The organism is Nitrospirales bacterium, from assembly GCA_031315865.1.
In the GTDB taxonomy this organism is placed as follows: Bacteria; Nitrospirota; Nitrospiria; order Nitrospirales; family UBA8639; genus JAGQKC01.
Window position 1 is genome coordinate 3,629,942 of sequence record JALDRJ010000002.1, and the last position, 23,052, is coordinate 3,652,993.

Annotated in this window: 19 protein-coding genes; 7 read left to right on the top strand and 12 right to left on the bottom strand. The window is 50.3% G+C overall.

Going from position 1 to position 23,052, the window contains the following annotated elements:
- Positions 1–17 precede the first annotated feature (17 nt).
- From MRJ96_16480 to MRJ96_16500, 5 genes are all read left to right on the top strand, one after another.
- Positions 18–1,001, top strand: a complete 984-nt coding sequence (locus MRJ96_16480) for an acetyl-CoA carboxylase carboxyltransferase subunit alpha (protein MDR4503041.1) — start codon at positions 18–20, stop codon at positions 999–1,001.
- Positions 1,002–1,947: 946 nt separating this feature from the next.
- Positions 1,948–3,633 carry a glycerol-3-phosphate dehydrogenase/oxidase gene (locus MRJ96_16485; GenBank protein ID MDR4503042.1) on the top strand — a complete coding sequence of 562 codons (1,686 nt, stop codon included), beginning with the start codon at positions 1,948–1,950 and terminating at the stop codon, positions 3,631–3,633.
- Positions 3,633–4,853, top strand: coding sequence for a glycosyltransferase (locus MRJ96_16490; GenBank protein MDR4503043.1), 1,221 nt, complete (start codon positions 3,633–3,635; stop codon positions 4,851–4,853). Before MRJ96_16485 ends, MRJ96_16490 begins: the two co-directional genes overlap by 1 nt.
- A complete protein-coding gene (locus MRJ96_16495) occupies positions 4,846–5,895 on the top strand; it encodes an NAD-dependent epimerase/dehydratase family protein (GenBank protein ID MDR4503044.1) in 1,050 nt (349 codons plus the stop codon). Before MRJ96_16490 ends, MRJ96_16495 begins: the two co-directional genes overlap by 8 nt.
- Positions 5,896–5,916: 21 nt before the next feature.
- Positions 5,917–6,900 (top strand): NAD-dependent epimerase/dehydratase family protein, encoded by a 984-nt coding sequence (locus tag MRJ96_16500; protein ID MDR4503045.1) that lies wholly within the window; start codon positions 5,917–5,919, stop codon positions 6,898–6,900.
- 45 nt (positions 6,901–6,945) lie between these two features.
- On the opposite strand, the gene MRJ96_16505 is transcribed toward MRJ96_16500, so the two are convergent.
- From MRJ96_16505 to MRJ96_16535, 7 genes are all read right to left on the bottom strand, one after another.
- Positions 6,946–7,224 (bottom strand): MoaD/ThiS family protein, encoded by a 279-nt coding sequence (locus tag MRJ96_16505; GenBank protein MDR4503046.1) that lies wholly within the window; start codon positions 7,222–7,224, stop codon positions 6,946–6,948.
- Between the two features lie 75 nt (positions 7,225–7,299).
- Positions 7,300–10,083, bottom strand: a complete 2,784-nt coding sequence (locus MRJ96_16510) for an FAD-binding oxidoreductase (GenBank protein ID MDR4503047.1) — start codon at positions 10,081–10,083, stop codon at positions 7,300–7,302.
- 85 nt (positions 10,084–10,168) lie between these two features.
- Positions 10,169–10,936, bottom strand: coding sequence for an SMC-Scp complex subunit ScpB (scpB, locus tag MRJ96_16515; protein MDR4503048.1), 768 nt, complete (start codon positions 10,934–10,936; stop codon positions 10,169–10,171).
- Between the two features lie 70 nt (positions 10,937–11,006).
- On the bottom strand, positions 11,007–11,825 hold the full coding sequence (locus MRJ96_16520; GenBank protein MDR4503049.1) for a segregation/condensation protein A: 819 nt from the start codon (positions 11,823–11,825) through the stop codon (positions 11,007–11,009).
- Between the two features lie 111 nt (positions 11,826–11,936).
- Entirely contained in the window at positions 11,937–13,070 is a 1,134-nt protein-coding gene (locus MRJ96_16525) for a pentapeptide repeat-containing protein (protein ID MDR4503050.1), read from the bottom strand.
- Positions 13,071–13,190: 120 nt separating this feature from the next.
- Complete coding sequence (locus MRJ96_16530) at positions 13,191–13,877, bottom strand: peroxiredoxin (protein ID MDR4503051.1); 687 nt, start codon at positions 13,875–13,877, stop codon at positions 13,191–13,193.
- 110 nt (positions 13,878–13,987) lie between these two features.
- Positions 13,988–14,869 carry a hypothetical protein gene (locus tag MRJ96_16535; protein ID MDR4503052.1) on the bottom strand — a complete coding sequence of 294 codons (882 nt, stop codon included), beginning with the start codon at positions 14,867–14,869 and terminating at the stop codon, positions 13,988–13,990.
- Between the two features lie 461 nt (positions 14,870–15,330).
- Between MRJ96_16535 and MRJ96_16540 the strand changes: the two genes are divergently transcribed.
- Together MRJ96_16540 and MRJ96_16545 are read left to right on the top strand one after the other, a co-directional pair.
- Positions 15,331–16,650, top strand: a complete 1,320-nt coding sequence (locus MRJ96_16540; GenBank protein ID MDR4503053.1) for an MFS transporter — start codon at positions 15,331–15,333, stop codon at positions 16,648–16,650.
- Positions 16,651–16,707: 57 nt separating this feature from the next.
- Positions 16,708–17,241, top strand: coding sequence for a peptidylprolyl isomerase (locus MRJ96_16545; GenBank protein ID MDR4503054.1), 534 nt, complete (start codon positions 16,708–16,710; stop codon positions 17,239–17,241).
- A gap of 192 nt (positions 17,242–17,433) precedes the next feature.
- Here MRJ96_16545 and amrB read toward each other — a convergent pair whose 3' ends face one another.
- The 5 genes from amrB to MRJ96_16570 form a co-directional block, all read right to left on the bottom strand.
- Positions 17,434–18,684, bottom strand: a complete 1,251-nt coding sequence (amrB, locus tag MRJ96_16550; GenBank protein MDR4503055.1) for an AmmeMemoRadiSam system protein B — start codon at positions 18,682–18,684, stop codon at positions 17,434–17,436.
- A gap of 348 nt (positions 18,685–19,032) precedes the next feature.
- Positions 19,033–20,061, bottom strand: coding sequence for a dipeptide ABC transporter ATP-binding protein (locus tag MRJ96_16555; GenBank protein MDR4503056.1), 1,029 nt, complete (start codon positions 20,059–20,061; stop codon positions 19,033–19,035).
- A complete protein-coding gene (locus MRJ96_16560; protein ID MDR4503057.1) occupies positions 20,058–21,071 on the bottom strand; it encodes an ABC transporter ATP-binding protein in 1,014 nt (337 codons plus the stop codon). Before MRJ96_16560 ends, MRJ96_16555 begins: the two co-directional genes overlap by 4 nt.
- Positions 21,072–22,055, bottom strand: coding sequence for an ABC transporter permease (locus MRJ96_16565; protein ID MDR4503058.1), 984 nt, complete (start codon positions 22,053–22,055; stop codon positions 21,072–21,074).
- A gap of 34 nt (positions 22,056–22,089) precedes the next feature.
- Positions 22,090–23,052 (bottom strand): ABC transporter permease, encoded by a 963-nt coding sequence (locus MRJ96_16570; GenBank protein ID MDR4503059.1) that lies wholly within the window; start codon positions 23,050–23,052, stop codon positions 22,090–22,092.

Sequence of the window (23,052 nt, forward strand, 5' to 3'; positions counted from 1 at the left end):
ACGATAGGAGTCATGCCGTGAAAGAATACCTCGACTTCGAAAAACCTCTACGCGAATTGGAAGAGCGCATCAATCGACTCAAGCGATCTGGATCTCTTAAAAAATCCGTTCGAGACCAAATACGGAAACAAACAGCCAGACTGCACGAGTTGGAAACAGAATTATACAGTCAGCTCACACCTTGGCAACGCAGTCAAATCGCAAGACACCCTGAACGTCCATCACTTTCGAACTACGTTGGCTTGATCACGCAAAACTTTCTCGAACTTCACGGGGATCGCGTGTTTGGTGATGACCAGGCCATCATGGGGGGGTTCGCGCTCTTTCAAGAACGGCCGGTGATGATTATCGGCCAGGAAAAAGGCAAAACCCTCAAGGAACGCATGCGCCGCAACTTTGGCATGCCCAACCCCGAAGGGTATCGCAAAGCGCTTCGACTCATGAAAATGGCCGAGAAGTTTCAGCGTCCGATCATTACCTTTATTGATACTCCTGGAGCCTATCCTGGACTAGATGCCGAACAGCGTGGACAGGCCGAAGCCATCGCGAGAAATCTCATGACCATGGCCCGCCTTCGTGTACCGATCATCGCCGTTATAACCGGAGAAGGGGGAAGTGGAGGCGCCTTGGCCTTAGGCGTGGCCGATCGAGTCATGATCCTCGAACATTCCATCTATTCGGTCATTTCCCCTGAAGGATGCGCAGCCATTCTGTGGGGAGATGCATCCAAAGCGTCACAAGCCGCTTCTGCCCTGAAGCTTACAGCCTCGGAGCTTTTCAAACTTGGCATCGTTGACCATGTGATTACTGAGCCAATGGGCGGCGCTCATCGAGATGCAGAAACGACTGCGCAGCGCCTCCAGGAAATCCTGGATTCCACCCTACAGCAACTCTCTCATATCCCCACTGAAACTCTATTACATGAACGTGATCAGAAATTCAGAAAAATGGAAGCTATCCGGTATCTACAGGAAACGACTGAAACGAAGACTTCATCATAATCGCTACCATCGTTTCACTATACTTTCACTCCGGTACTGACCATTATTTTCTTCTATCCAACCAACAACATCTCATCAAAATTGCCGAGAGCCTGAGAAAGATGGACAAACAAAGAAGAGTGATCCAGGCATTCGGATACAATACAGGCCAACGCAACGCAGAAACCACAAAGTAAACACTAGTGCACTTTGACCTTGATTAGGCGGGATTTCCTATTGGGAGCCAGACATTCTCTTTCATTCCCTCAATACTTCACAGTTCCACCCAGAGAATATATTTGACAATTTATCCTCATACGGTCATGATACAAACACACGCTATACCCTGTTTCTTTTCATTTCTCGCAGGCATGAGTGTTTAAGTAAAATTTCTGAATACTCAAAAGTCCTGAAAAAGAGAATGCCACAGCTTTCTGTAACAACTGCCATGAAGACAGTCAGAGGAACTGTTCGTCAGAGCGATACAGACCAGCCTCCAAGACGGTCATTCAATATGGCCCTGAGGGTTGAGAGACCAAGTTCTGGCCAGCGATGGACATCGTATGGTGAATGCAAGTGTTACCGTCCCTAGCTGGATGGCGCAGAAGTCTCAAGCCAATAGTCCACCATTATCCGGTTCATTATTCATCAGCACAATTCATAGCATTTCTGCTCTCGTCCTCTTGTCGCGAAATGCGTGCAAGAAGAGTCATCATGACCTTACCGTGCTGTCCAAATCATTAGGTTTCAAGTCCAAGGATAGTTCTGAACGCCTGCTCTGTCCCTCTGATCCTTTACGACAACCCTTCAGAATTCCCATGAGCCTTCGGCTAGATGCTATCAATCAGAATCTGACACCACGTGAAACGACTGTGAGGAAGAGGTCATCTTTCATCCTTATCCTCCTAGCCACAACCAGGCAACCACACGGTGTCCTTAACAGACGTAGTAGGTTGGTGAAGAGCGCATGAATCGATCCTTGGAGGGCATTTCAGAGATAGAGTATGACGTGATCATCATCGGGGGTGGGATATATGGCGTGTCGGCAGCGCGGGATGCCGCTTTCCGTGGGTTGAAAGTTCTTCTTCTCGAACAGGGAGATTTTGGGCATGCCACCTCAAGCAACAGTCACAAAATTATTCATGGGGGACTACGCTATTTACAACATGGGGATCTGCCTCGAATGAGGGAATCCATCGCCGAACGTAGTACACTCGTGCGTATCGCGCCCCATCTCGTCAAACCCATGCCGTTTTTAATTCCGACCTATTCCCATATCGGAGCCAAAAAGCTTCTGCTCCGTGTCGCGCTCGCGATGAATGATTGCATTGCCTTCGACCGCAATCGTCATTTGCCCGAGCCATCGCAATTTCCACCTAGCAGGATCATGTCCAGCCGTGAAACTCTGGAACGTGGCAAGATCATATCCTCGTCCCAGCTCACTGGTGGGGCTTATTATTTTGATGCTCAAGTGCGTAATTCCGAACGTCTAATACTCTCTCTGTTACAATCGGCTCATGAAAAAGGGGCGGTGTGCTTGAATTACGTGCGTGTTTCGAAACTTTTAACGAACCATGGCTCCGTTTGGGGTGTCCAGGCCGAAGACATCCCGGGAAAAACCACATTAGAGATCCGCGCGAAATGCGTCGTGGATTGCAGTGGCCCATGGGTGAATCGGTTGGTGCCGTCGGAAACCCGTTCCACCACTCCAGGACCACTCCCACTCCTTAAGGCGGTGGTCCTCGTGACCGATCTTATTCTGGAGGACGTGGCTCTCGGGGTCCCAGGCCACTCCACGTATAACGATACTGACGCCGTTATCAACAAAGGACGACGGTATTTTTTTATTGTCCCCTGGCGTAACAGATCGTTAGTTGGAACCTTTCAGACACCATACGACGGCCACCCAGACGAGGCCTCTGTATCCGAGCAAGAGATTGACATGCAGCTGGAGGAGGTCAATGCCAGTCTCCAGCAGACAAAGATTACTCGAAAGCACGTTCAGTTCGTCTACTGGGGCCTTCTACCAAGAAACGATGGGCAGGGTAGTACGCACGGAGACGTGCAATTATCGAAGCACGCGGTGATCTATGATCATGAGACGCAATCCGGCATCAAAGGCCTCATTTCCGTCTCCGGGGTCAAGTTTACGACGGCTCGAGCCGTCTCGGAAAAAGCGATTAATCTCGTCATGACCAAACTTCGCAGGCCGTCGACACGATGCACCACAGCGACCACTCCGGTTTACGGAGGAGACTTTTCTTCATACGAGCAAGTATTGCAGGGTGCTTTGGCTCGAAAGCCTCCGAGCCTGTCTTCTGATATCGTCACACATCTCGTGGAAACCTACGGCTCCCGTTTCATCGAAATCTTTCAGTACATTGAAGAAAATCCAGAATTAGGCACCAGGCTCGTGGCAGATATACCGGTCAGTAAAGCCGAAGTCATCCATGGAATTCGGGAAGAAATGGCACAAACGCTAAGTGATATCGTGTTTCGAAGGACTGAGCTTGGCACGGCCGGCTACCTCAGCGATGATGGGCTTCTTACCTGTGCGAACACCATGGCTAGGGAACTCGGATGGGATGAACACCAGCTTCGAGATGAAGTGTCTAAAACGAACGCAGATTATCGCCGAAGGGGGGTCATCTAATGTCTGCCCAATCAATGTCTAACCGTATTCTGGTGATTGCGCCTACACCATTTTTCGCAGACCGTGGTTGTCATGTACGCATCCTGGGAGAGATTCGAGCTCTACAAAAACTGGGCTATGAGGCGCGGCTATGCACCTATCATTTAGGACGCGATATCCACGGGATTGACACCGTTCGGACCATGAACATCCCTTGGTATCATAAGCTGTCAGCTGGGCCCTCCATCCATAAGTTTTATATCGACCTCTTCTTATTGTGGGATGTATGGCGTGTGTGTCGCTCTTTTCGACCGGGCATTCTTCATGCACATTTACACGAAGGAATCGTGATCGGAAAACTGGTGAGCCTCTGGTACGGCATTCCCATGGTTGCTGATTTACAGGGAAGTTTAACGGAGGAGGTGCTTGATCATAACTTTCTCCCAAGATGGAAATGGCTTGTGGGGGTTGTCCAATGGATAGAAAAACAGGTTAACCGAATGCCGCTCCATCTCATTACCAGCGCCTCGCGCACGACCCAACAGGTCAAACAGTCGTACGGGATTTCGACCGTCTCGACTATTGGTGATGGCGTGGATTTGGAGCTGTTTTCGCAACAACCCAAAGATGTCGCACTACAGAACGAACTTGGCATAGGTTCTGACGATAAGGTCGTGGTCTTTATCGGCGTACTCACCTCGTACCAAGGGATTGATTTACTGCTAGACTCGGCTCTTCAGGTATTCAAACAAATTCCCACCGCCAAATTCCTAATCATGGGTTTCCCCGAAGAGGCGTATCGGAAAAAAGCCATTGACATGGGACTCCAAGACAATGTCATTTTCACAGGAAAAATTGAATACGCCGATGCCGCTCGGTATCTCTCGTTAGGGCATGTTGCGGTATCCCCGAAAGTGTCTTCTTCCGAGGCAAACTTGAAGCTGTTTACGTACATGGCAATGGGACTTCCCTGTGTTGTGTTCGATAATCCAGTCAATCGAGAGATTTTGGATGATCTGGGTGTGTACGCCGAGAATGGTGATCCGCAGGCCTTCGCTCAGAAAATCGTTTCGTTATTGCAGGATAGTAAACATGCTAAGACCCTGGGAGACGCCTGCTATCAAAAAGCATCATCTGAGTATTCCTGGGATGTCGTAGGACAGCGATTACTGGGTATCTACGAGAGATATACCCCCCCAGACTTGACACAACAACACCTAGGAGGTGAACTCAATGGCTGATGTGGCGCTAGTTACCGGTGGAGCAGGATTCATCGGCTCGCATGTCGCAGATGAGCTGCTTGCTCGCGGGTTACGGGTGGTGGTGCTTGATGACCTGAGTGGAGGATTTCGTGAAAATGTTCCAGAGACGGCCGAGTTTGTCGAAGGCAGTATCACGGACGCCCACTTGATCGATGACCTGTTTTCCAGATATCGGTTTGATTATGTCTATCATCTGGCGGCCTATGCGGCAGAGGGGTTAAGCCACTTTATTCGGAAGTTTAATTATGAGAATAATTTGATCGGAAGCATGAATCTCATTAATGCATCAGTGAATCATGCAGTCAGATGTTTCGTCTTTACGTCATCTATCGCCGTATATGGCAAAAATCAGCTGCCGATGACGGAAGAGATGGTACCAGTACCTGAAGATCCGTATGGAATCGCGAAGTTAGCCGTGGAGCAAGATTTGCGCGCCAGCCATGAGATATTTGGTCTCGATTATGTGGTATTCCGACCACATAATGTGTATGGCGAGCGGCAAAATATCGGAGATCGGTACCGGAATGTCGTCGGCATTTTCATGAATCAGTTAATGCAAGAGCAACCCATGACCATTTTTGGCGACGGAACGCAAAGTCGCGCCTTCTCGTACATTCAGGATGTCGCGCCGATTATCGCCAGCTCCCCGTTTAATCGCGACGCGTTGAACCAGGTGTTTAATGTTGGTGCCGAGACACCTTATACGGTAAATGAGCTCGCTGACATTGTCGCAAAGAGTATGGGATGTCAGAAAGACATCGTCTATCTCGATGCTCGAAACGAAGTACTCCATGCCTTTTCCAGTCATTACAAACTGCATCAGGCATTTGGTGATGCGCCAGTCGTCTCGTTGGAAGATGGAATCTCCCGAATGGCGTCATGGGCAAAAGAAGTTGGTGCCAAGGCCAGTAAGACGTTCGAGGGCGTGGAGATCCTCAAGAATATGCCGAAGAGTTGGAGGAATGAATTATCCAGGAGTAAAGAATCAACGAACGCGAAGACTCAAGATTCCTATTCCTAGGGAAATGAGGAAAGACTAGCAATGATGAAGGCATTCGTCACAGGCGGAACAGGATTTACGGGAAGTCATTTATGTGCTGAATTGGTCCGGCAGGGCTACCAAGTTCGTGCCTTGGTTCGCGAGAACAGTCAGGTCAGTGAATTGGAGAAGCTCAAGATAGAACAGGTGCAAGGTGACCTTTGCGATCCTTCCTCTTTCGGAAAAGCGCTAGAAGGGGTTGATATCGTCTTTCATATCGCGGCGTTGTTTCGGCAACAGGGGGTGAATCCAGAGGTCTTTCGAAAGGTCAATGGCGAGAGTGTCGGCCATCTGATACGAGCGTCACTTGATCATGGGGTTAAGAGGTTTATTCATTGCAGTACAGTGGGCGTCCACGGACATATCGAGCATTCACCAGCCAATGAAGACGCGCCATTTGGTCCAGGTGATCTATATCAAGAAACCAAACTAGAAGGCGAGCTCATTGCCCGTCAATATCAAAAAGAGGGAAAGCTAGACATCACGATCGTAAGGCCGGCTGGCATTTACGGTCCGGGGGACTTAAGATTTTTGAAACTGTTTAAAGCAATCCATCGTCGTCGGTTCGTCATGATCGGTAAGGGAACGATCAATTATCATTTTACGTATATCGATGACCTCATACAGGGCATCATGTTGAGCAGTCAATCCGAGCAAGCCATCGGTCAAACCTATATTATTGCCGGGAAAGAATATGTTCCGTTGAACCAACTGGTCACCATGATCGCGGAGGCGTTACACGTGAAGCCTCCGTCGTTACGAATCCCGCCATGGCCGGTCTACGCCGCAGGATATGTCTGTGAATTACTCTGTAAACCTTTGAACATCGAGCCGCCGTTGTACCGAAGACGAATCGATTTTTTCAAAAAAAATCGAGCGTTTGATATCACGAAAGCCAGCAAGGAACTGGGATTTGAGCCACAAGTGAACTTGAAGGAAGGCATTCACCGGACAGCGTGCTGGTATAAAGAGCATGGCTACCTTTAGAAGACCAACACGACGGACGCTTTCATGAGGGAAAGGAAAAGGTCTTTACGGATTATGCCAGCGTGCGCCTTCAAGTTCGGGATTAAACTGATGGGTGAGTTTCAGGGTGTCTCCATCCTTGACCTTAGACTCGAATGTCGAGATCTTCAGATTAATCGTCATCATCACTTGATTTGAGTCGAGAAATGATTGAAAAGGCTCAAATCGCTCTGTATGCGTTTCAAATAATTCCCGCACCGTGATGGGGTGAGACACCTCGCATTCAAATTCCGGTTCTTCGACAGCATCTTGAAGCACTTGACCAAATACTAAGACTTTAACCATGTATGCCTCTCGCGTTTATGGTTACCATACGACCTATCCAACATTTAACCATGAAGTTCTTGGGGGACACAATGATTATTCGACATGTTCATCCATCACTTCAGCTACATGCTTGACCTTTACTCTTTCACGGAGTCCGTTCTTCAGCTGAATCATGCACGCAGGACAACTCGTGGCCACCATCTCGGCTCCAGTCTCTAGAATGGCATTGCGCTTGCGTTCGAAAATTTTTTGAGACGTCTCATAATCCTTCACCATGTAGGTCCCAGCACCTCCTGCGCATCGATCCGCATCTTGCATTTCCACAAACTCCACTCCCGGAAGACTCGCTAATACCTCGCGGGGAGCTTTCGTGACGCCGGCCGCACGTAAGTGACAGGAGGAATGATACGTTATTGTTCGTCCATGTCCAGACGAAGCCGGAGATTGAACCGTTCGAGAAACTTTTACCATCTCAGATATATGCTTCACCCGCTGCGCCACTTGGTTGGCAAGCTCTTCTTCGGGCTCTCCTTTAAACAACCGAGGATAGTCTTTTAAGCTGAGCGTGCAGGACGCACAGCCTGTCACCACGGTTTCATAGGGTGCCAAATTGGTTAAATTCTCGCGGGCTCCTTCTTTGACTAAATCCCGATGACCGTAGGTCTCAATCGGCGTGCCGGAACACCGCTGAACGGGAAGAGCAGGTTCCATTCCCTGCTTTCGCAAGACACGAATGACGGCATCACCCACACCATCATTAAAATAATTTGCGGCACAACCATGAAAATAGGCCACCTTGGCGTCGTTGTTTTTCGGGTTTGCGCAGAGCTCAGGATACCGTTCGCGTAATGTCGCTTTCGCTATGCGAGGGAGAAGCAAATCCTTGGGAATTTTGGCATTGGGGGCCAGGCGACGCAAAAGTGGACGGGTCAACTTCTCCAACACACCTCGGAAGGACGGTCGATCCCAAAGGTGTTGTGTCATGCCTGCCACCTTGAGGAACGGTTCAAAAAGCCACGGACGCGCATGCCACGCGAATACCCACCCCATGAAACGATTGGGATGTTCCGCGCGGCGCTGGAGGATCAAGTCGGCGACATCGACATCCGCCGGACAGACCGTCCGACACGACTTACAATTCAGACAGGCTTCCACCACGCGTTGCGACTGGAGATAGCTGTAATCTTCAGCCGTGACGATTTCAAACCAGCCTCGTGAGCTCATATCTTCCGATTGAAACACATCGTACACCGGACAAACGGCATTACACTTGGCGCATGTCGCACACGGTTTCGCGAGACGTTCAAAGTCGATATGATCGGTAAATGGCGCATCACTGATCTTGACTCCCGGATTCATCACCCCGGTCGGATCGAGCTGATGTTTCACGTCCGCAAATAGCTGATACAGGTCATCTCCAAACATGAGACGCACCATCTCTGCCCGGACACGGCCATCACCATGCTCCCCGCAAATGGATCCCCCAAACTGATCGAGCACCACTCGATGGATGTCACGATGGGCGTCGATCATTACTTGAAAGTCCTTTGCATCATTCACGTCCAGCAATGGAAGGATATGGGCATTGCCATCGCCAATGTGCCCGAACACTGCGACCTCGACCTCTTGGCGACGAAAGAATTTTTCCAAATAACGAATCAATTCTGCGGTACGTTCTGCCTTGACAACCACATCATCGACGAAGTTAATGGGTTTTTTTCGTTGATCATAACGATATAGAGTCGGATAGAGAGCCTTTCGAGCCTTCCACAGTTCTTTTTGCTTCTCCCCGTCATACGCGACGACAGGATCTGCAGAGAGACGATAGCCACGGCATAATTTGAGCAGTCGATCGCTTCGAGCAGGATCTTCCCCTTGATCGAATTCGATGAGAAGCGTCGCGGCAGAATCGTCAGGAATCCCATACGTTTCACGTCCGATGAGATTGAGCGTATTGGCATCCATCACCTCGAGTGCGCTCGGATGGAGGGTCAATAATTCAGGAACGGCTTCCCCCATTTCTTCCAAATGCTGAAAATGAATAAGGGCCGACGCAGTAGCCTTTGGCCTATCCACCAGACGAATCGTGGCTTCACTAAAAATCCCAAGAGTCCCCTCACTCCCGACAAAGAGCTTCGGTAAATCGATCTGCCCTCGTTTCATGCCATCGAGCAGATCAAAAAGGTTATAGCCCGAACTGTTCTTACTCACATGAGGACGCTTGGCCTCGATCAACGTTTCATGGCCTCGCACTAAATCAATGAGTGGCTGCAAGACCGGATGAGTTAAGGTGACCTGAGTCCAAGCAGGGCCATCGATGTCTAATGACCGAGCGTCCAGCCATCCTCCATGTGGCAATCGCACCCGCAGCGCTTGCACATTATCCTTGACAGACCCGTAGCGTAAGGTATGAGGACCAGACGAATTATTGGCCAGCATGCCGCCAAGCTTACACATGTCCCCGCTCGAAGGGTCTGGACCGAACATGCAATCATACCGGGACAACTGTTTGTTCAATTCTGCCAGTACAATCCCCGGCTGCACTCTGGCCCAGTGTTCTTCTGAATTGACTTCCAAGATCCGATTCATTCTTGACACATCAAGAATGATACCGGTGCCGATAGCAGAACCGGTCAGATTGGTGCCAGCCGCTCGCGCGGTTACGGAAATGCCCTGCTGAACGGCATAATCAATGATACGATCGATATCGTCTTCGGAATCAGGCAACGCCACCGCGGTCGGAGTTAATCGATAGATACTGGCGTCAACGGCATAGGCTCTGAGCGTGGCTTCATCATGTTTCACTTTCTGGGAACCGAGCAGCCGCCGAAGATCTCTGGCCACTGAGGACGGTTTCTCGGGAAGGATCAACGGCATGGACATCGTCCTTACTTAAAGGGAGGTTTGCAATGATCTCGACGGGGATTACTGAACTATGACGATTATGTGATTGCGTAGTCAATCAGGCGGGCAAATCAATACGACCATTCGCCAAAGCTGCTTCATCGGAGGGACGTTCCCCATCGAACGGGAGATCTAACGTACCTGGTATCCCCAAATCTTCGATCTCTTTTAAGGGGGGAAGATCGCGAAGATCACGAAGCCCAAACCGCTGCAGGAATTGTTTACTCGTACCGTATAAAATAGGACGCCCTGGAACATCCTGTCGTCCAACGATACGTACCAACTTTTGATCAAGCAGCGTTCTGAGAACTCCTGACGTTTCCACCCCCCGTATCTTTTCGATATCGAGACGAGTAATAGGCTGCTTGTAGCCGATGATCGCCAGCGTTTCAAGGGCAGAACGAGAGAGTTTAGAAGCCGATCTGACCTTGCCTAAACGCCGCATATAGGTCCCGTACTCAGGCTTCGAGGTCAAGAGAAAACCACCCGCGACTTCCGAAAGCCGAAGCCCCCGCCCTTCCTGTTCATATTCTTCTTGCATAACACGCAGCATATGAACCACTTGAGATTTCTCAACTCCGTCAAGGACGGTCACGAGCTTTTCGACTGTGATCGGTTCATGGGACACAAACAGGACGGCTTCAAGAATACTCCGAACCTCGCACTCGTCAAGCTCAACTCGGTTTTGGCCTTCGGTCACTTCTTCTTCTTTTTTGAGGGCAGAAAGTGAAGGGCCATCGGAGATCGAAAGTTGATGATCGACTTCGGCCTCTTTCTCCAAGTCCGATTCAACAAGACTTTCCGAACTGATTGCATTCACCGTCATATTCAGCCTCCATGGGAAAAAATCATCGAGTCGAAGCGACTTCGTCTAATGCGGGCGTGCGCTCTTGTGGTCAAATAGACCGCTCTACGTCACCGGCCACGCCTGAGCTGCCGTCTCCCGGGACAAAATTCCGCGTCACACGAATGGGTCCAAAAATATCTCCTTGGTACAAGCGAACAAGATGCATACGTACGAGTTCCAACAGCGCGAGGAATGTGACGATCACCATCTGCCGCGAGCCTGCATGATCGAAGAGATCGTCAAACGTCATCCCCGATTCATACTCCAATCGTTCGAGAATGCCGTTGATTCGATCCTGAATAGACCACGACTCTCTGGCGACATTCATGTACGTCTGACCGGTTTCCACCCGCTTTAATACTTTTTGAAGGGCTCCGACCAGGTCAAACAAACTCAGATCATCGGTCAGAATCTCATCTTCACAAGAACCTTGATTGGGTTGAAGGTGCTCGAGGTTGGGTTCCCGGCCAAACGCGTCGCTCCAGACTTTCCCTTGATGAGAAAGACGAAGCGCGGCGTCTTTAAATTGTTCATATTCGACTAATTGCCGCACGAGTTCCGCACGAGGATCAACATCCTCTCCATCCTCATCCGCCGGAGCTTCGTCTTTGGGAAGCAGGAGCCTGGATTTAATCTGAAGCAGCGTCGCAGCCATGACGAGAAACTCTCCGGCAAACGAGAGGTTTAAATTCTTCATCAGGCTGAGATATTCGAGATACTGCTGAGTGATAAGAGCGATGGGAATATCGTATATGTTGATTTCCTGCTTGCGGATTAAATGCAAGAGGAGATCGAGAGGACCATTAAAGGAATCGAGCTGAACTTGATAGGCAGAGTCAACGGCTTCATCACTTTGAACAACATCCATCTAGGGAACATTTCCGGTCAAATATTCTTTACCTGTACGATCATTTAGGTATACCATCTTTTGTGGCATCCAGCAATCCCCTATCAATATATTGTAGGGAAAGCCTTACATTCACCATGTTTTTCTCCACTTTTGTACCCCCCAGGCCACGACACAGCAGATCCCCAGAAACGTGAACAGAAACACGAGTTTTCCACTTAATTGTTTAAACTTAGATGCGGCAAATACCTGTTCATCGAGGTTCGCATGAGACAATTCTGGGGCCGTGTGAAACTTCGCACGTGAAAAATCAGGAGTTCCCGAGAATGACGCTTCCGAAAAATCACTTACGGCCTCGAACGTCGTCCCGGCAAAATTCGCCTGGCGGCGAAACCGGGCAAATCGAAAAAACACTTCCCTCTGAAATCGAGCACGCGAAAACAGCGCAGGACCGTTGAAATGCGTTCCGGAAAATCCAGTTCCCATTTGAAATTGAACACCTGAAAAATTGGCTTGCTGCGAGAACACCACCTCCAGAAATTCGGCTAATCCGTGGAATCGACTTTCCATGAAATTCGCGACTTGAGCGAATTGAGCCTGATGAAATCGAGAATGTGTCCCAAAGGTCGTTTTTGAAAATCGTGCTGACTGGTCAAAATACGCGCCGACAAAAAATCCTTCGTATCGAATGACCGAATCGGAAAAGTCGAACGCCTGGAGGAAAAGCGTGTGTGAATGATCAATCGACTGCTCAAATCGCGTTCCCGTCACGGCAAACGGTCCGAAGAGGACTAAGAGACCATTTCGTAAATTCGTCGCCCAATTCCCTTGGACCACGACATCTTGCATCGTAATCGACCCTGAAATGACCCTTCCCGTTTCTACATGCCGTTCATCGACGATTCGTCGAACACGAGGCGACCCCTGCAAGGCGTGGGGCAAGGATTCAAGAGGCAAACGATCCAACATGAGATCGCCCTCGACCACAATGCCTCGTAGGTCAAGGCTTTTCCCGTCTTGCAACGCCTGCAAGAGCGATTCAGCAGAAACCGCTACCCTTCTGCGGTCGTCCACAGAACAAGGCCCAATCAAATGACGCTGGAATATCTGTGAGTCCTTAGACGATTTCTGTATTTCACAGGCGCTGAGGTTCGGAACGTTGAACCCGAATAACGCGAACGCCATGCCCACCAAACAGAGTCCAAACGCATGAAATGCCGGTGGCAACCGCATTCGTGGTTGCCTTCCTGTCACCGGACACGTCATCACAGAAACGCTCCTGGGGTTTTTGTTTAACGAAGGGACAATGATCTCGTTATCATGGCACACGAGGAAGGACTCATAACAGAGGAAAGAAACGCAAGAACGGTGTACGCAGAAAAGAAACTACGCGGAACTCTCGGAAGGCTCAGCCGTCTTCCTGGCCTTGAGGTCTTTCAGCATGAGATAAAAATCTTTCTGTTCAAGATCGGACTGCCCTTCACGCTGTTCGACATCTTGAACGGTCTTCGGAGGCGGGACGACCACTTTTTCACCTTCATGCCAATTGACCGGTGTCGCACAGGTAAATTGTTCGGTCGTCTGCAACGCCGTCACCAGTCGCAAAACCTCTTCGACATTTCTCCCAACATTCATTGGGTAGTAAATCAGCGCACGAATGATACGTTTGGGGTCAATCACGAACACGGTACGAACTGTGGCCGTCGAGCTAGCACCGGGATGAATCATGCCATACAGTTGAGACACTTTCATATCGATGTCGGCGATAAGTGGAAATGAGATAGTAACACCCATTTTTTGTTTCATGTTCTGAAGCCATGCAAGATGCGCATGAACACTGTCAACACTCAGCCCGACAAGCTTTACACGCCTCTCAGAAAACTTTTCATGTTGCCGAGCAAATTCGAGCAATTCGGTCGTACAGACTGGGGTAAAGTCTGCCGGATGCGAAAACATCACAACCCAGTCCTGTTCTTGCCACGCGCTAAAATTAAACTCCGGGATATGGGTCGTCACAGCCATAAAGTCCGGTGCCCGATCTCCAATCCGCGGCAAACCCGTCACCTCAGACATACATCCTCCTTCACGTGATCCGCTCTCCATCTGTCACGATCATTTATCTTCAGAGTCCGTACTCTCACATGCCTTGCGTGATGCCTGACGCATTGGAGACAGGATTCGGCTTACCATGAGCGAGAAATATCTTCATCATCATCTTCTAAACCGGACTCGGCATCTCGAAAGAATTTCTCCGTCCCCAATTCATCTGAGAGATCGTCGGTCAAATCCACATCATCATTCTCATCATCGAGACCTCGAGGAAACGAATCGTCGACGAATTCGTCGGCAAGATCATCGGTCAATTCATCCAGGTCTTCATCCGAATCATCTCCCACCTCTACCGCTAATTCATCGACTTCCATCTCGCTATCCGAATCAAGATCGTCGGACTCTGAAGACTCCACGGTACTCTGGCCGATGTTCTCAGCGCTCAACGCTGCCATCAACGGCGATGACGAAAGATCCTCGTCAAGGATCACGTCCGGCTTAACCTCTTTCCCAGTCGCTGAAGCTTGCTTCGCACTTCGATTGGTCGTTTTCCCTTTTTTGACGGCGGCTTTCCGAGCCGTGGTTTTCGTCGGACTGTTCTCGGTCGATTTTCGAGTGATGCGTTTGCTCGCCGCGTTGGCCTTTGACTTGGTGGCAGCTTTACTAGCAGGCTTTTCTTCCTTTGTGCTCTTTGATGTTTGCTTGACGGGTTTTTTAGTAGCCGTTTTCTTGGCCGCGCCTTTTTTTGAGGAAGACATGGCAGCAGACGTTTTCACGACTTTGGCCGTTTTCGAAACTTTGCGGGCACCGGTTTTTGGTTGGGATTTTGTCTGTTTCGCGGGTTTCGACTTCTTACTCGTCACTCGCGAAGACTTCGGTTTTGCAGGCGCCTTTTCCTTGGTTTTCTTGGATTTGACCGTAGACTTGGACTTCGTAGGAGTCTTGGCCTTCGATTTAGTCTTAGACGTCATCGACTTTGATCCGGCTTTCAATTTGGGCTTGGCCTTTCTTGCCATCAGCGAACCCTCCTCATGCATGTAAGCATATCGTGACCTTTGAATGGAATCAGTGAGTTGCTCAGTGGCACCCATCTACCATGGACTGCATATCCGTTTCAAGAAAAGAATTGTCGGTGAAGGGTCAAGTAACAAGGCGCGTACGAAGGGACAAGCCTCTTGCAACCATCTCATTCCCTTGATACAACACGAACTCTGCACTTTCCTCACGGTACACGGCCAAGGCCCGGCGTGTGAACCGATCGATTCCGCCGCCTCATGGCAACCATGGCCTCGTTATTTTTCCAGCAACCTGCATGTAAGGACATTTGAACATCGATCATGTTTCAATCGTGTCTCACACTTAACGTGTCCCTCTCTTCCATTCTCATGCGATTTTTCATTTTCTCTTTACTTAGCGAAATTTTTTCATAACGTCAATGTATAAAAATTTCCTTCTTATTTCCCCAAACATCTGACCAATGCTTCCCCCAGCCTCACGGCCTGAACCACCGACTCGAACCAGATGGAAAATTCTGCTCCTGCTTCTTCTCATCAGCATCATTACCTATATTGACCGGGTAAACATCTCGGTCGCCGCACGGCAAATGATGCCATCCCTGGGCCTAAGCGAGATGCAAATGGGACCAATTTTTTCGTCCTTTGTGTTGGGATATGCCCTCTTTCAAATACCGGGAGGATGGTTAGGGGATCGCTGGGGAGCTCGACGAGTCCTGACTCTTGCCGTCATTTGGTGGTCTATTTTTACGGGGATGACGGCCATCGCCCCAGCCCTTCCCCTTGCCGATCTCGTAGGAATCATGGGTTCTCTCATGGTGGTTCGATGTCTCATCGGGGTTGGAGAATCTGCAGCACTGCCGAATTTCAATCGAGCTGTCGCCAACTGGCACCCACCCCAAGAACGAGGCCTGGGGATCGGGATCACCATCGGTGGTATTGGAATCGGCTCCGCTCTCACACCGCCTATAACAGCGTGGATCATGGTCAATTACGGGTGGCAAACCGCCTTTTATGCGGCTGGCGGGCTCGGGTTTGCCATCGCCCTTCTCTGGTATTGGTATGCTACCGACTACCCACGCCAGCATCGAGGAGTGAATGAAGCCGAGGCAGTGCTCATCGAAGGTTCCGAAGAACATGACCAATCGACCGATCTGGGGCGGGTTCCATGGAAGGCGATGTTTCAAACCCCGACAGTTTGGTGGCTTGTTCTCAGTTACACCTGCCTGGGCTATGTCGCCTATGTCTATATGTCCTGGTTTTATCTGTACCTTGTGAACGTGCGAAATTTCGATGTATTGCGGGGCGCATTTTTTGCTTCTGCACCATTCCTCACCATGGCTCTATTCTGTCCATTGGGAGGATGGATGACTGACAAGCTCACTCATCGTCGGGGCATAAACTTGGGTCGTTCCATCGTAGGTGGAGCTGGAATGACGCTCGCCGCCCTTTCCATCATCCTCGGAGCTCATATCGAAGCGCCCTACTTGGCCATCGCGATGCTTTCGCTCGGTGCTGGATGGCTCTATTTCACCGTCGGAGCCTTTTGGGCCACAACGATCGATCTTTCCAAGCCCCATGCCGGAACGATCTCTGGCCTGATGAACACAGGAGCTAATTTGGGCGGAACGCTCTCTCCAACACTCACACCCTGGTTGGCGGATCAATTTGGGTGGGAAGCGGCTCTCGGGTTTGCCGCGATGATTGCATGGCTAGGAGGAATCTGTTGGTTCATGATTCGAGCCGGAGAAGGTCTGCATCACTCGCCACCTGCGTCCGTCTGAACGATGAACATGATGGCTTGCTGATCGAAACCAACGCTTGGTACATTCCATGGCATCATGTCCCATTCATCCAACCTGCAATTTCGAAAAAAGAATCCCAAGGCGACGATCTCTACGAAGCTGGGGAAGATTGAGATCCGATTCCTGACAGATGCTGCGCCGCGACATGTCGAAAATTTTATCAATCTTGCCAAGATAAAGTTTTATGATGGCACGACTTTTCACCGCGTCATTCCAGGCTTTTTGATCCAGGGAGGAGATCCCTTGAGCAAAAAATCTGACCGCAGCCTTCATGGAACAGGCAGTCCAGGCTACAGTATTCCTCCGGAAACTAGCGACCATCCGCATAGACGAGGGGCCTTGGCCATGGCCAAAGTGCCTCGCAACGAAGACCGAACTCGTGACGTGAATGATAACGGCTCGCAATTTTTTATTTGCGTTGAGGATTCAGGAAGTCTTGACCGCATGTATACCGTGTTCGGAAAAGTTATCCGGGGAATGAATGTCGTCGATCAAATCGTTGCTGGGCCGAGAGACGATCGGGATAACCCGCTTGACCCGATAAAAATGACGGTAACAGTGGAAGAATAAGAATCTGTACTCCGCCACTTGCAATCGTTTCCACATCTTGATCCTGTGCACGCCCACTTAAGACTCGTGAAGCAAGGCTCAAAAGTCCGGTCCGGTAAGGCGACAAGGCATGGAATACTGTACCGCCTGCACGTGAGCCGTACGCGAGGTGGATGATGAGAGACTGAGAGCACAGAGGGGTTACGGGATTTCCTAAAAGAAGGAGATACTGGCGTAGGTGACCGTCGAATTAAACTGATCCGTGATCCCTCGATCATACCGCAACACTTCCCCTTTTTCAGCTTCGATCAGTTTCATCAGCAAGAAAATCGTGGAAAATCCCATGATGTGACGGGCATCGCCTTCCGTCAGGATAAATTGCGCGAATTCTTCAGGCTTCATTTCCTCAACCTTCTTGAGCATCTCCAAATCGGTTTGCATACACCGGTGGAAAGAAAAATCCGTCGGAGGCTTATTGTCGCCATAACGCAACCCGATATGGGCGAGACTGGCGCTGCCGATCACACAAACATGCTGCCCCGAAGCCGTTATGGCCTCTTTCAAGCTCACTAAAAATGCATCGATGTCCTCAAATAACGGTTTGAGCTCGGCATTCGCCAACACGTCTGGAGGGAACGAACAGAGGACTGGCACGATCGAAACCTGACGCTGACTTCCGATGGCATGCTGAAGGAACGGCAGTTGAAATTCAATGCTATGTTCCTGCTCATGCCGGATATCATCGTCAAAGAACATAGCCCCGCCGTGGGTCCGAACATGATCGAGTATCGGACGATACGACGGAATCACCCCAAGCGGTGTTTCAAAATCCTTGTCCGTCATGGCAATGCCATGCGCCAATTCAGTATGACACGTGCCGATCACCACGAACACATCAGGCGTGACGGCTTCACGCAATTCTTTATAGGCCCACGCATAAATAGGACCAGCCTCTTTCGGTTCGACATTCGGGGCTACGATGGCCTGAATCCTTGCGCCTTGATGTTCAGAAGGTTTCTGCTCCGGACCTTCTTTTGAGTCGAAGAAACTATCGATCTGCTTTCGCAATTGCTCGGGATCGGCTTCATAGCTCTTTCCGGCATATACAGGCTTTCTGACAGGACCTTGCCGGTAGGCCGTAACGGCCGCGGCTTTGGCTTGCTCGAAGCGTTCGCCTTCAAGGAAGAGTTTGTCGTCTAAATCCGTGACCAATTGACTGAGCTTATCCGGCATCAGGAATTCACCATATTTCTTGAGATACTCCGCCCCTAGCTGTTCCAGCGAATGTTCCCCGTCAAAAAATTGGAATAAAAAGAAGAATGGTAACGGAATGACGAGCTTCTCATGGGAAAGTCTCGAGGGATCCCATAAGAGAATATATTGTTCATCCCCCTGTTTGAGGGGAGAAAACTGCAAATTTCGTAATGCAGGATAATGCTTGGGGTCCTTGACTTGCGTGGTCATGATGGATGAATACTCCTTCTCTGGTATGAAACGTGGGAAACGACCAGCCACCGATCAATTCAGGGGCAGTTGAAAAAAGCCGCCAGCGGCGTTCTCGCCATTTTGCCGTGCTCACGTAATGCCAGTACGCTCCGCGCGTCAACATGCCTGTGGCCTTGCTGAACGGACTTTTTTGAACCGCCCCGATGCCACTGATGCATAACGTCGTTCTGACGAAACATGGCCTTTGATAATTTCATTAGGCAACACTCCCATTCAGAATTGATTTGGAATTATACGAAGCCCGCTCTTGGGGCGGCAACCTGGACAGGTTAAAAATCAATGAGAAGAGAAATCGTCCCTCCCACGTCACGCTGTACTTTCCCGCTTCACGTCTCCATACAAATGACACCACACTTGATGAGGAGGCCCGTCCGAATCGATTTGAATCAAAGGTGGTTCGATGTTTTTACACACATCCATTACCTCTGGACATCGTGTATGAAACCGGCAGCCGGTCGGAGGATGGAGCGGCGAAGGGACATCGCCTTGCAACATGATTCGTGTTCGCTGACGAGCAGGATCGGGAATAGGGTTCGCCGACAACAGAGCTTGTGTGTAGGGATGCTTGGGGGCACGAAATAAGTCAGCGACCGGGGCTACTTCGGCTAATTTCCCTAGGTACATCACCGCTATCCGCTGAGCCAGATACTCCACGACATTCAGGTCATGGGTAATGAACAAATACGCGAGTTGAAATTCTTGTTGAAGGTCTTTTAACAGATTGATGATTTGCGCCTGGATTGAGACATCCAGGGCAGAAACGGCCTCATCGCAAACGATAAACTTCGGACGAAGGGCAAGCGCCCTGGCGATACCCACCCGCTGTCGCTGCCCACCGGAAAATTCATGAGGATATCGTGCATGATGCTCCGGACGCAAACCGACCCGCGCCAAAAGTTGCGACACCTTCTCCTGAAGGTCTTTCCCCTTGGCGAGGCCATGGATGATGAGAGGTTCCCCAACGATCGCCCCGACCGTCATCCGTGGATTAAGAGAACTATAGGGATCTTGAAAGATGATCTGCATGTAACGGCGAGCGCGTCGAAGTTCCTTGGCGCTAAACTGGAAAATATTGTTTCCTTCAAAGAGCGCCTGGCCCGCGGTGGGTTCCATGAGACGAAGAATCGTTCGCCCGACCGTCGTTTTCCCGCATCCCGACTCTCCGACCAGCCCAAGGGTTTCACTTGAATGAACATCGAGACTCACATCATCGACGGCTTTCACCCACGATGACACATGGGAAAACACGCCACTGCGAACAGGAAAATACTTTTTGAGACCAGTTACCTCAAGCAAAGGACGACGCGTTTCTATCCTGCCTGACGTATCTGTCATTGTTCTTCGTTTGAACCTGTTGCCTTCAAAGGATGTCCGGCGTACAACCAACAGGATGTTTCATGGCCGGACTCAACGTGCACGAGTGGCGGAGGCTGTTCCGCGCATACGTCAAGAATTTCTGAACAGCGTGTCGAAAAATGACAACCCCTGGGATAGTCCAACGGCGAAGGAACCGTCCCCTGAATCGACTCAAGCCGCTTGGCGCGTTCATTGGGTCGAGGAAGCGAATTCAACAACGCTTTGGTATAGGGATGAGAGGGGTTGCGAAAAAGCTGCTCCACGCTCGCCCGTTCCGCGATTTTACTGGCATACATGACAATGACCTGTCGAGAAAATTGAGCCACCACGCCTAAATTATGGGTAATGAGCAGAATGGCCATCCCCATCTCTTCCTGAAGGTTTTTCAAAAGATCCAGAATTTGAGCTTGAATCGTCACATCCAACGCCGTGGTTGGTTCGTCGGCGATTAAGAGATCGGGCTTACAGGCCAGCGCCATGGCGATCATGACGCGTTGCTTCATACCTCCGGAAAGCTCATGCGGGTATTGATCAATCCGCTTGTCCGGTGAAGGAATTCGAACTCTCTCTAACAGCCGCAACACCTCTTGGCGAATGGCGCTGCGCGACAAATCAGTATGAATTTCTAGAGTTTCGCCAATCTGGTCGCCGATCCGGAACACGGGGTTTAAAGATGTCATCGGTTCTTGAAAAATCATTCCGATCGACTTTCCGCGAATCTTCCGCATAGCCGGATCGGACAATTCAAGAAGATTCTGCCCCTTGAATACAATTTTTCCACCGACCACTTTCCCTGGTTTGTCGACCAAGCGCATGATGGAGAATGCCGTAACCGACTTTCCACACCCCGATTCGCCGACCAACGCCAGTGTCTCTCCGGCCTTGATCGAAAAGCTGACGTCGTCCACCGCTCGAATCTCACCCTTGTCGGTAAAGAAAGACGTCGAAAGATGTTCGAGCTCGAGTAGAGGGGAATCGTGGTCGTTCATTCACCGGCTCCGAAGCTTGGGGTTTACGGTTTCTCGAATGCGCTCCCCTACTACATTAAATGACAAAACCACGATCGAAATCGCGATGCCTGGGATAAAAAACAACCAGGGGGCGTCAAAGATGAACGCGCGGGCATCGGCGAGAATATTGCCCCATGTGGCATAGGGAGGAGGAACCCCGATTCCCAAAAAACTTAAGGCTGACTCGGTGAGAATGGCCCCACCAACTCCAATCGTGGCTGACACCAACACCGGGGCTATGGCATTCGGGATCACATGACGAAAAATAATTCTGGGTCCGGACACCCCCAACGATTGGGCTGCGATGACAAAGTCCTGCTCTCGCAACGCCAGGAATTCGGCACGAACCAGCCGGCATGTTCCCATCCAACTCGTGAGTCCGATCACGATCATGATGGTAAAGATACTTGGCGGCAGCAAGACGATGATGGTCAGAATAAAAAACAATGTCGGCATGCACATCATGATATCGGTAAATCGCATAATCAACGTATCGACAGTGATGAAACCCAGCTTCACGTTACCATAGTACCCAGCCAAGCCTCCGAGTAAAATACCGAGAAAAATGGAAATGCCCATCGCGATAAAACCAACCGAAAGCGACACAAAAGAACCCTGAAGCATTCGCGCAAAGACGTCGCGCCCCAATTCATCAGTGCCCAAGAGATACACTCCCAAGGTCGGAAGATCTCGCGCCGGGATCAGATCCTGCGAAGGAGCTGAGAATGGCGGTAAAAATTTATCCGGAAGACGAACCACTTCGGGGTCAAAGACAACCACCCATTCCGTGAGAATCTTTCCGGCAATGGCCGCGCCTAGCAAACACAACAAGATCACGACACCGGCAACGGCAAACCGGTCTTTTGTGTAAATGCGAACAAACTCCTGCCAGGGCGTTTCATGCTCCGCCATCGGCTCGGCACGGTCCATAGCGGAGAGCGAAGATGTCTGAGAAGACGTCATCCTCGCCTCCCGTAGACCCTATGCATACACGGCCTCATTGCAAACGAATCCTCGGATCGACGATCCCATACAGAATGTCTGAAAGCAAAGTCCCCAATAGGGTGAGCGCGGCCGCGAAGACGTTAATCGTCAACACAATCGAAAAATCCCTTGACATAATCGCCTCAAACCCCAGTCGCCCCAATCCCGGCCATGCAAAAATGGTTTCAAAAATCACCGAACCGCCAATCAGCCCCGGTAACATCAATCCCAGGAGCGTGACGAATGGCAACAAAGCATTCCTCAGGGCGTGGCGATAGATCACATCATCCTCGGCCACTCCTTTGGCCCTGGCCGTTCGAACAAAGTCCTGACTGATGACTTCAAGCATTTGCGAGCGAACATAACGGGACAGCACCGCAACCCCCAACATTCCAGACATGACGGAAGGAAGCACCAAATGCCACACGCGATCCATGACGCGATAGAACGTGTCCGCCTGTTCCATGCCAAAGGTTTTCATCCCGATTACCGGAACGCCGAACGTCTCCACGACCCATTGAATGAGGAGATACGAGAGGAAGAACCCCGGGATAGCGATGAGCGTGTACGCTATAATATTCGTGAATCGATCATAGACGGTCCCCCGCCTGACGGCAGCATAGATACCCGTGGGAAACGCAAACGTCCAGGTAATGAGGATCGCCACGAGAAACAAGGGCACAGAATTCATAAAGCGGCGCCAGATTTTCGGCAAGGCGGGTTGATTGTCCTTGAACGATTTCAAATCACCCGTAAACAAATCCCGCACCCAATAGGCGTATTGCATGTACAGTGGATCATCCAGGTGAAAAGCCGCCCGAATCTTCGCCACATCTTCCGGCTTCATCCTCGGGTTCATCGGATCGACCGCACTGGGTTCTCCAGGAGCCAAATGAATAATCGAATGGATAAGGACAGACGCGATAAACAAGAGGACCAATCGCTGGGCCACATTACGAATGATAAATCCTCTCAT

Coding starts and splice junctions, on each gene's coding strand:
- MRJ96_16505 (MDR4503046.1), bottom strand. CDS start 7,224: ATGGTTAAAGTCTTAGTATTTGGTCAAGTGCTTCAAGATGCTGTCGAA.
- MRJ96_16490 (MDR4503043.1), top strand. CDS start 3,633: ATGTCTGCCCAATCAATGTCTAACCGTATTCTGGTGATTGCGCCTACA.
- MRJ96_16570 (MDR4503059.1), bottom strand. CDS start 23,052: ATGAGAGGATTTATCATTCGTAATGTGGCCCAGCGATTGGTCCTCTTG.
- MRJ96_16525 (MDR4503050.1), bottom strand. CDS start 13,070: ATGACGTGTCCGGTGACAGGAAGGCAACCACGAATGCGGTTGCCACCG.
- MRJ96_16565 (MDR4503058.1), bottom strand. CDS start 22,055: ATGACGTCTTCTCAGACATCTTCGCTCTCCGCTATGGACCGTGCCGAG.
- MRJ96_16510 (MDR4503047.1), bottom strand. CDS start 10,083: ATGCCGTTGATCCTTCCCGAGAAACCGTCCTCAGTGGCCAGAGATCTT.
- MRJ96_16535 (MDR4503052.1), bottom strand. CDS start 14,869: ATGGCAAGAAAGGCCAAGCCCAAATTGAAAGCCGGATCAAAGTCGATG.
- amrB (MDR4503055.1), bottom strand. CDS start 18,684: ATGACCACGCAAGTCAAGGACCCCAAGCATTATCCTGCATTACGAAAT.
- scpB (MDR4503048.1), bottom strand. CDS start 10,936: ATGACGGTGAATGCAATCAGTTCGGAAAGTCTTGTTGAATCGGACTTG.
- MRJ96_16485 (MDR4503042.1), top strand. CDS start 1,948: ATGAATCGATCCTTGGAGGGCATTTCAGAGATAGAGTATGACGTGATC.
- MRJ96_16560 (MDR4503057.1), bottom strand. CDS start 21,071: ATGAACGACCACGATTCCCCTCTACTCGAGCTCGAACATCTTTCGACG.
- MRJ96_16500 (MDR4503045.1), top strand. CDS start 5,917: ATGATGAAGGCATTCGTCACAGGCGGAACAGGATTTACGGGAAGTCAT.
- MRJ96_16555 (MDR4503056.1), bottom strand. CDS start 20,061: ATGACAGATACGTCAGGCAGGATAGAAACGCGTCGTCCTTTGCTTGAG.
- MRJ96_16540 (MDR4503053.1), top strand. CDS start 15,331: ATGCTTCCCCCAGCCTCACGGCCTGAACCACCGACTCGAACCAGATGG.
- MRJ96_16530 (MDR4503051.1), bottom strand. CDS start 13,877: ATGTCTGAGGTGACGGGTTTGCCGCGGATTGGAGATCGGGCACCGGAC.
- MRJ96_16495 (MDR4503044.1), top strand. CDS start 4,846: ATGGCTGATGTGGCGCTAGTTACCGGTGGAGCAGGATTCATCGGCTCG.
- MRJ96_16545 (MDR4503054.1), top strand. CDS start 16,708: ATGTCCCATTCATCCAACCTGCAATTTCGAAAAAAGAATCCCAAGGCG.
- MRJ96_16520 (MDR4503049.1), bottom strand. CDS start 11,825: ATGGATGTTGTTCAAAGTGATGAAGCCGTTGACTCTGCCTATCAAGTT.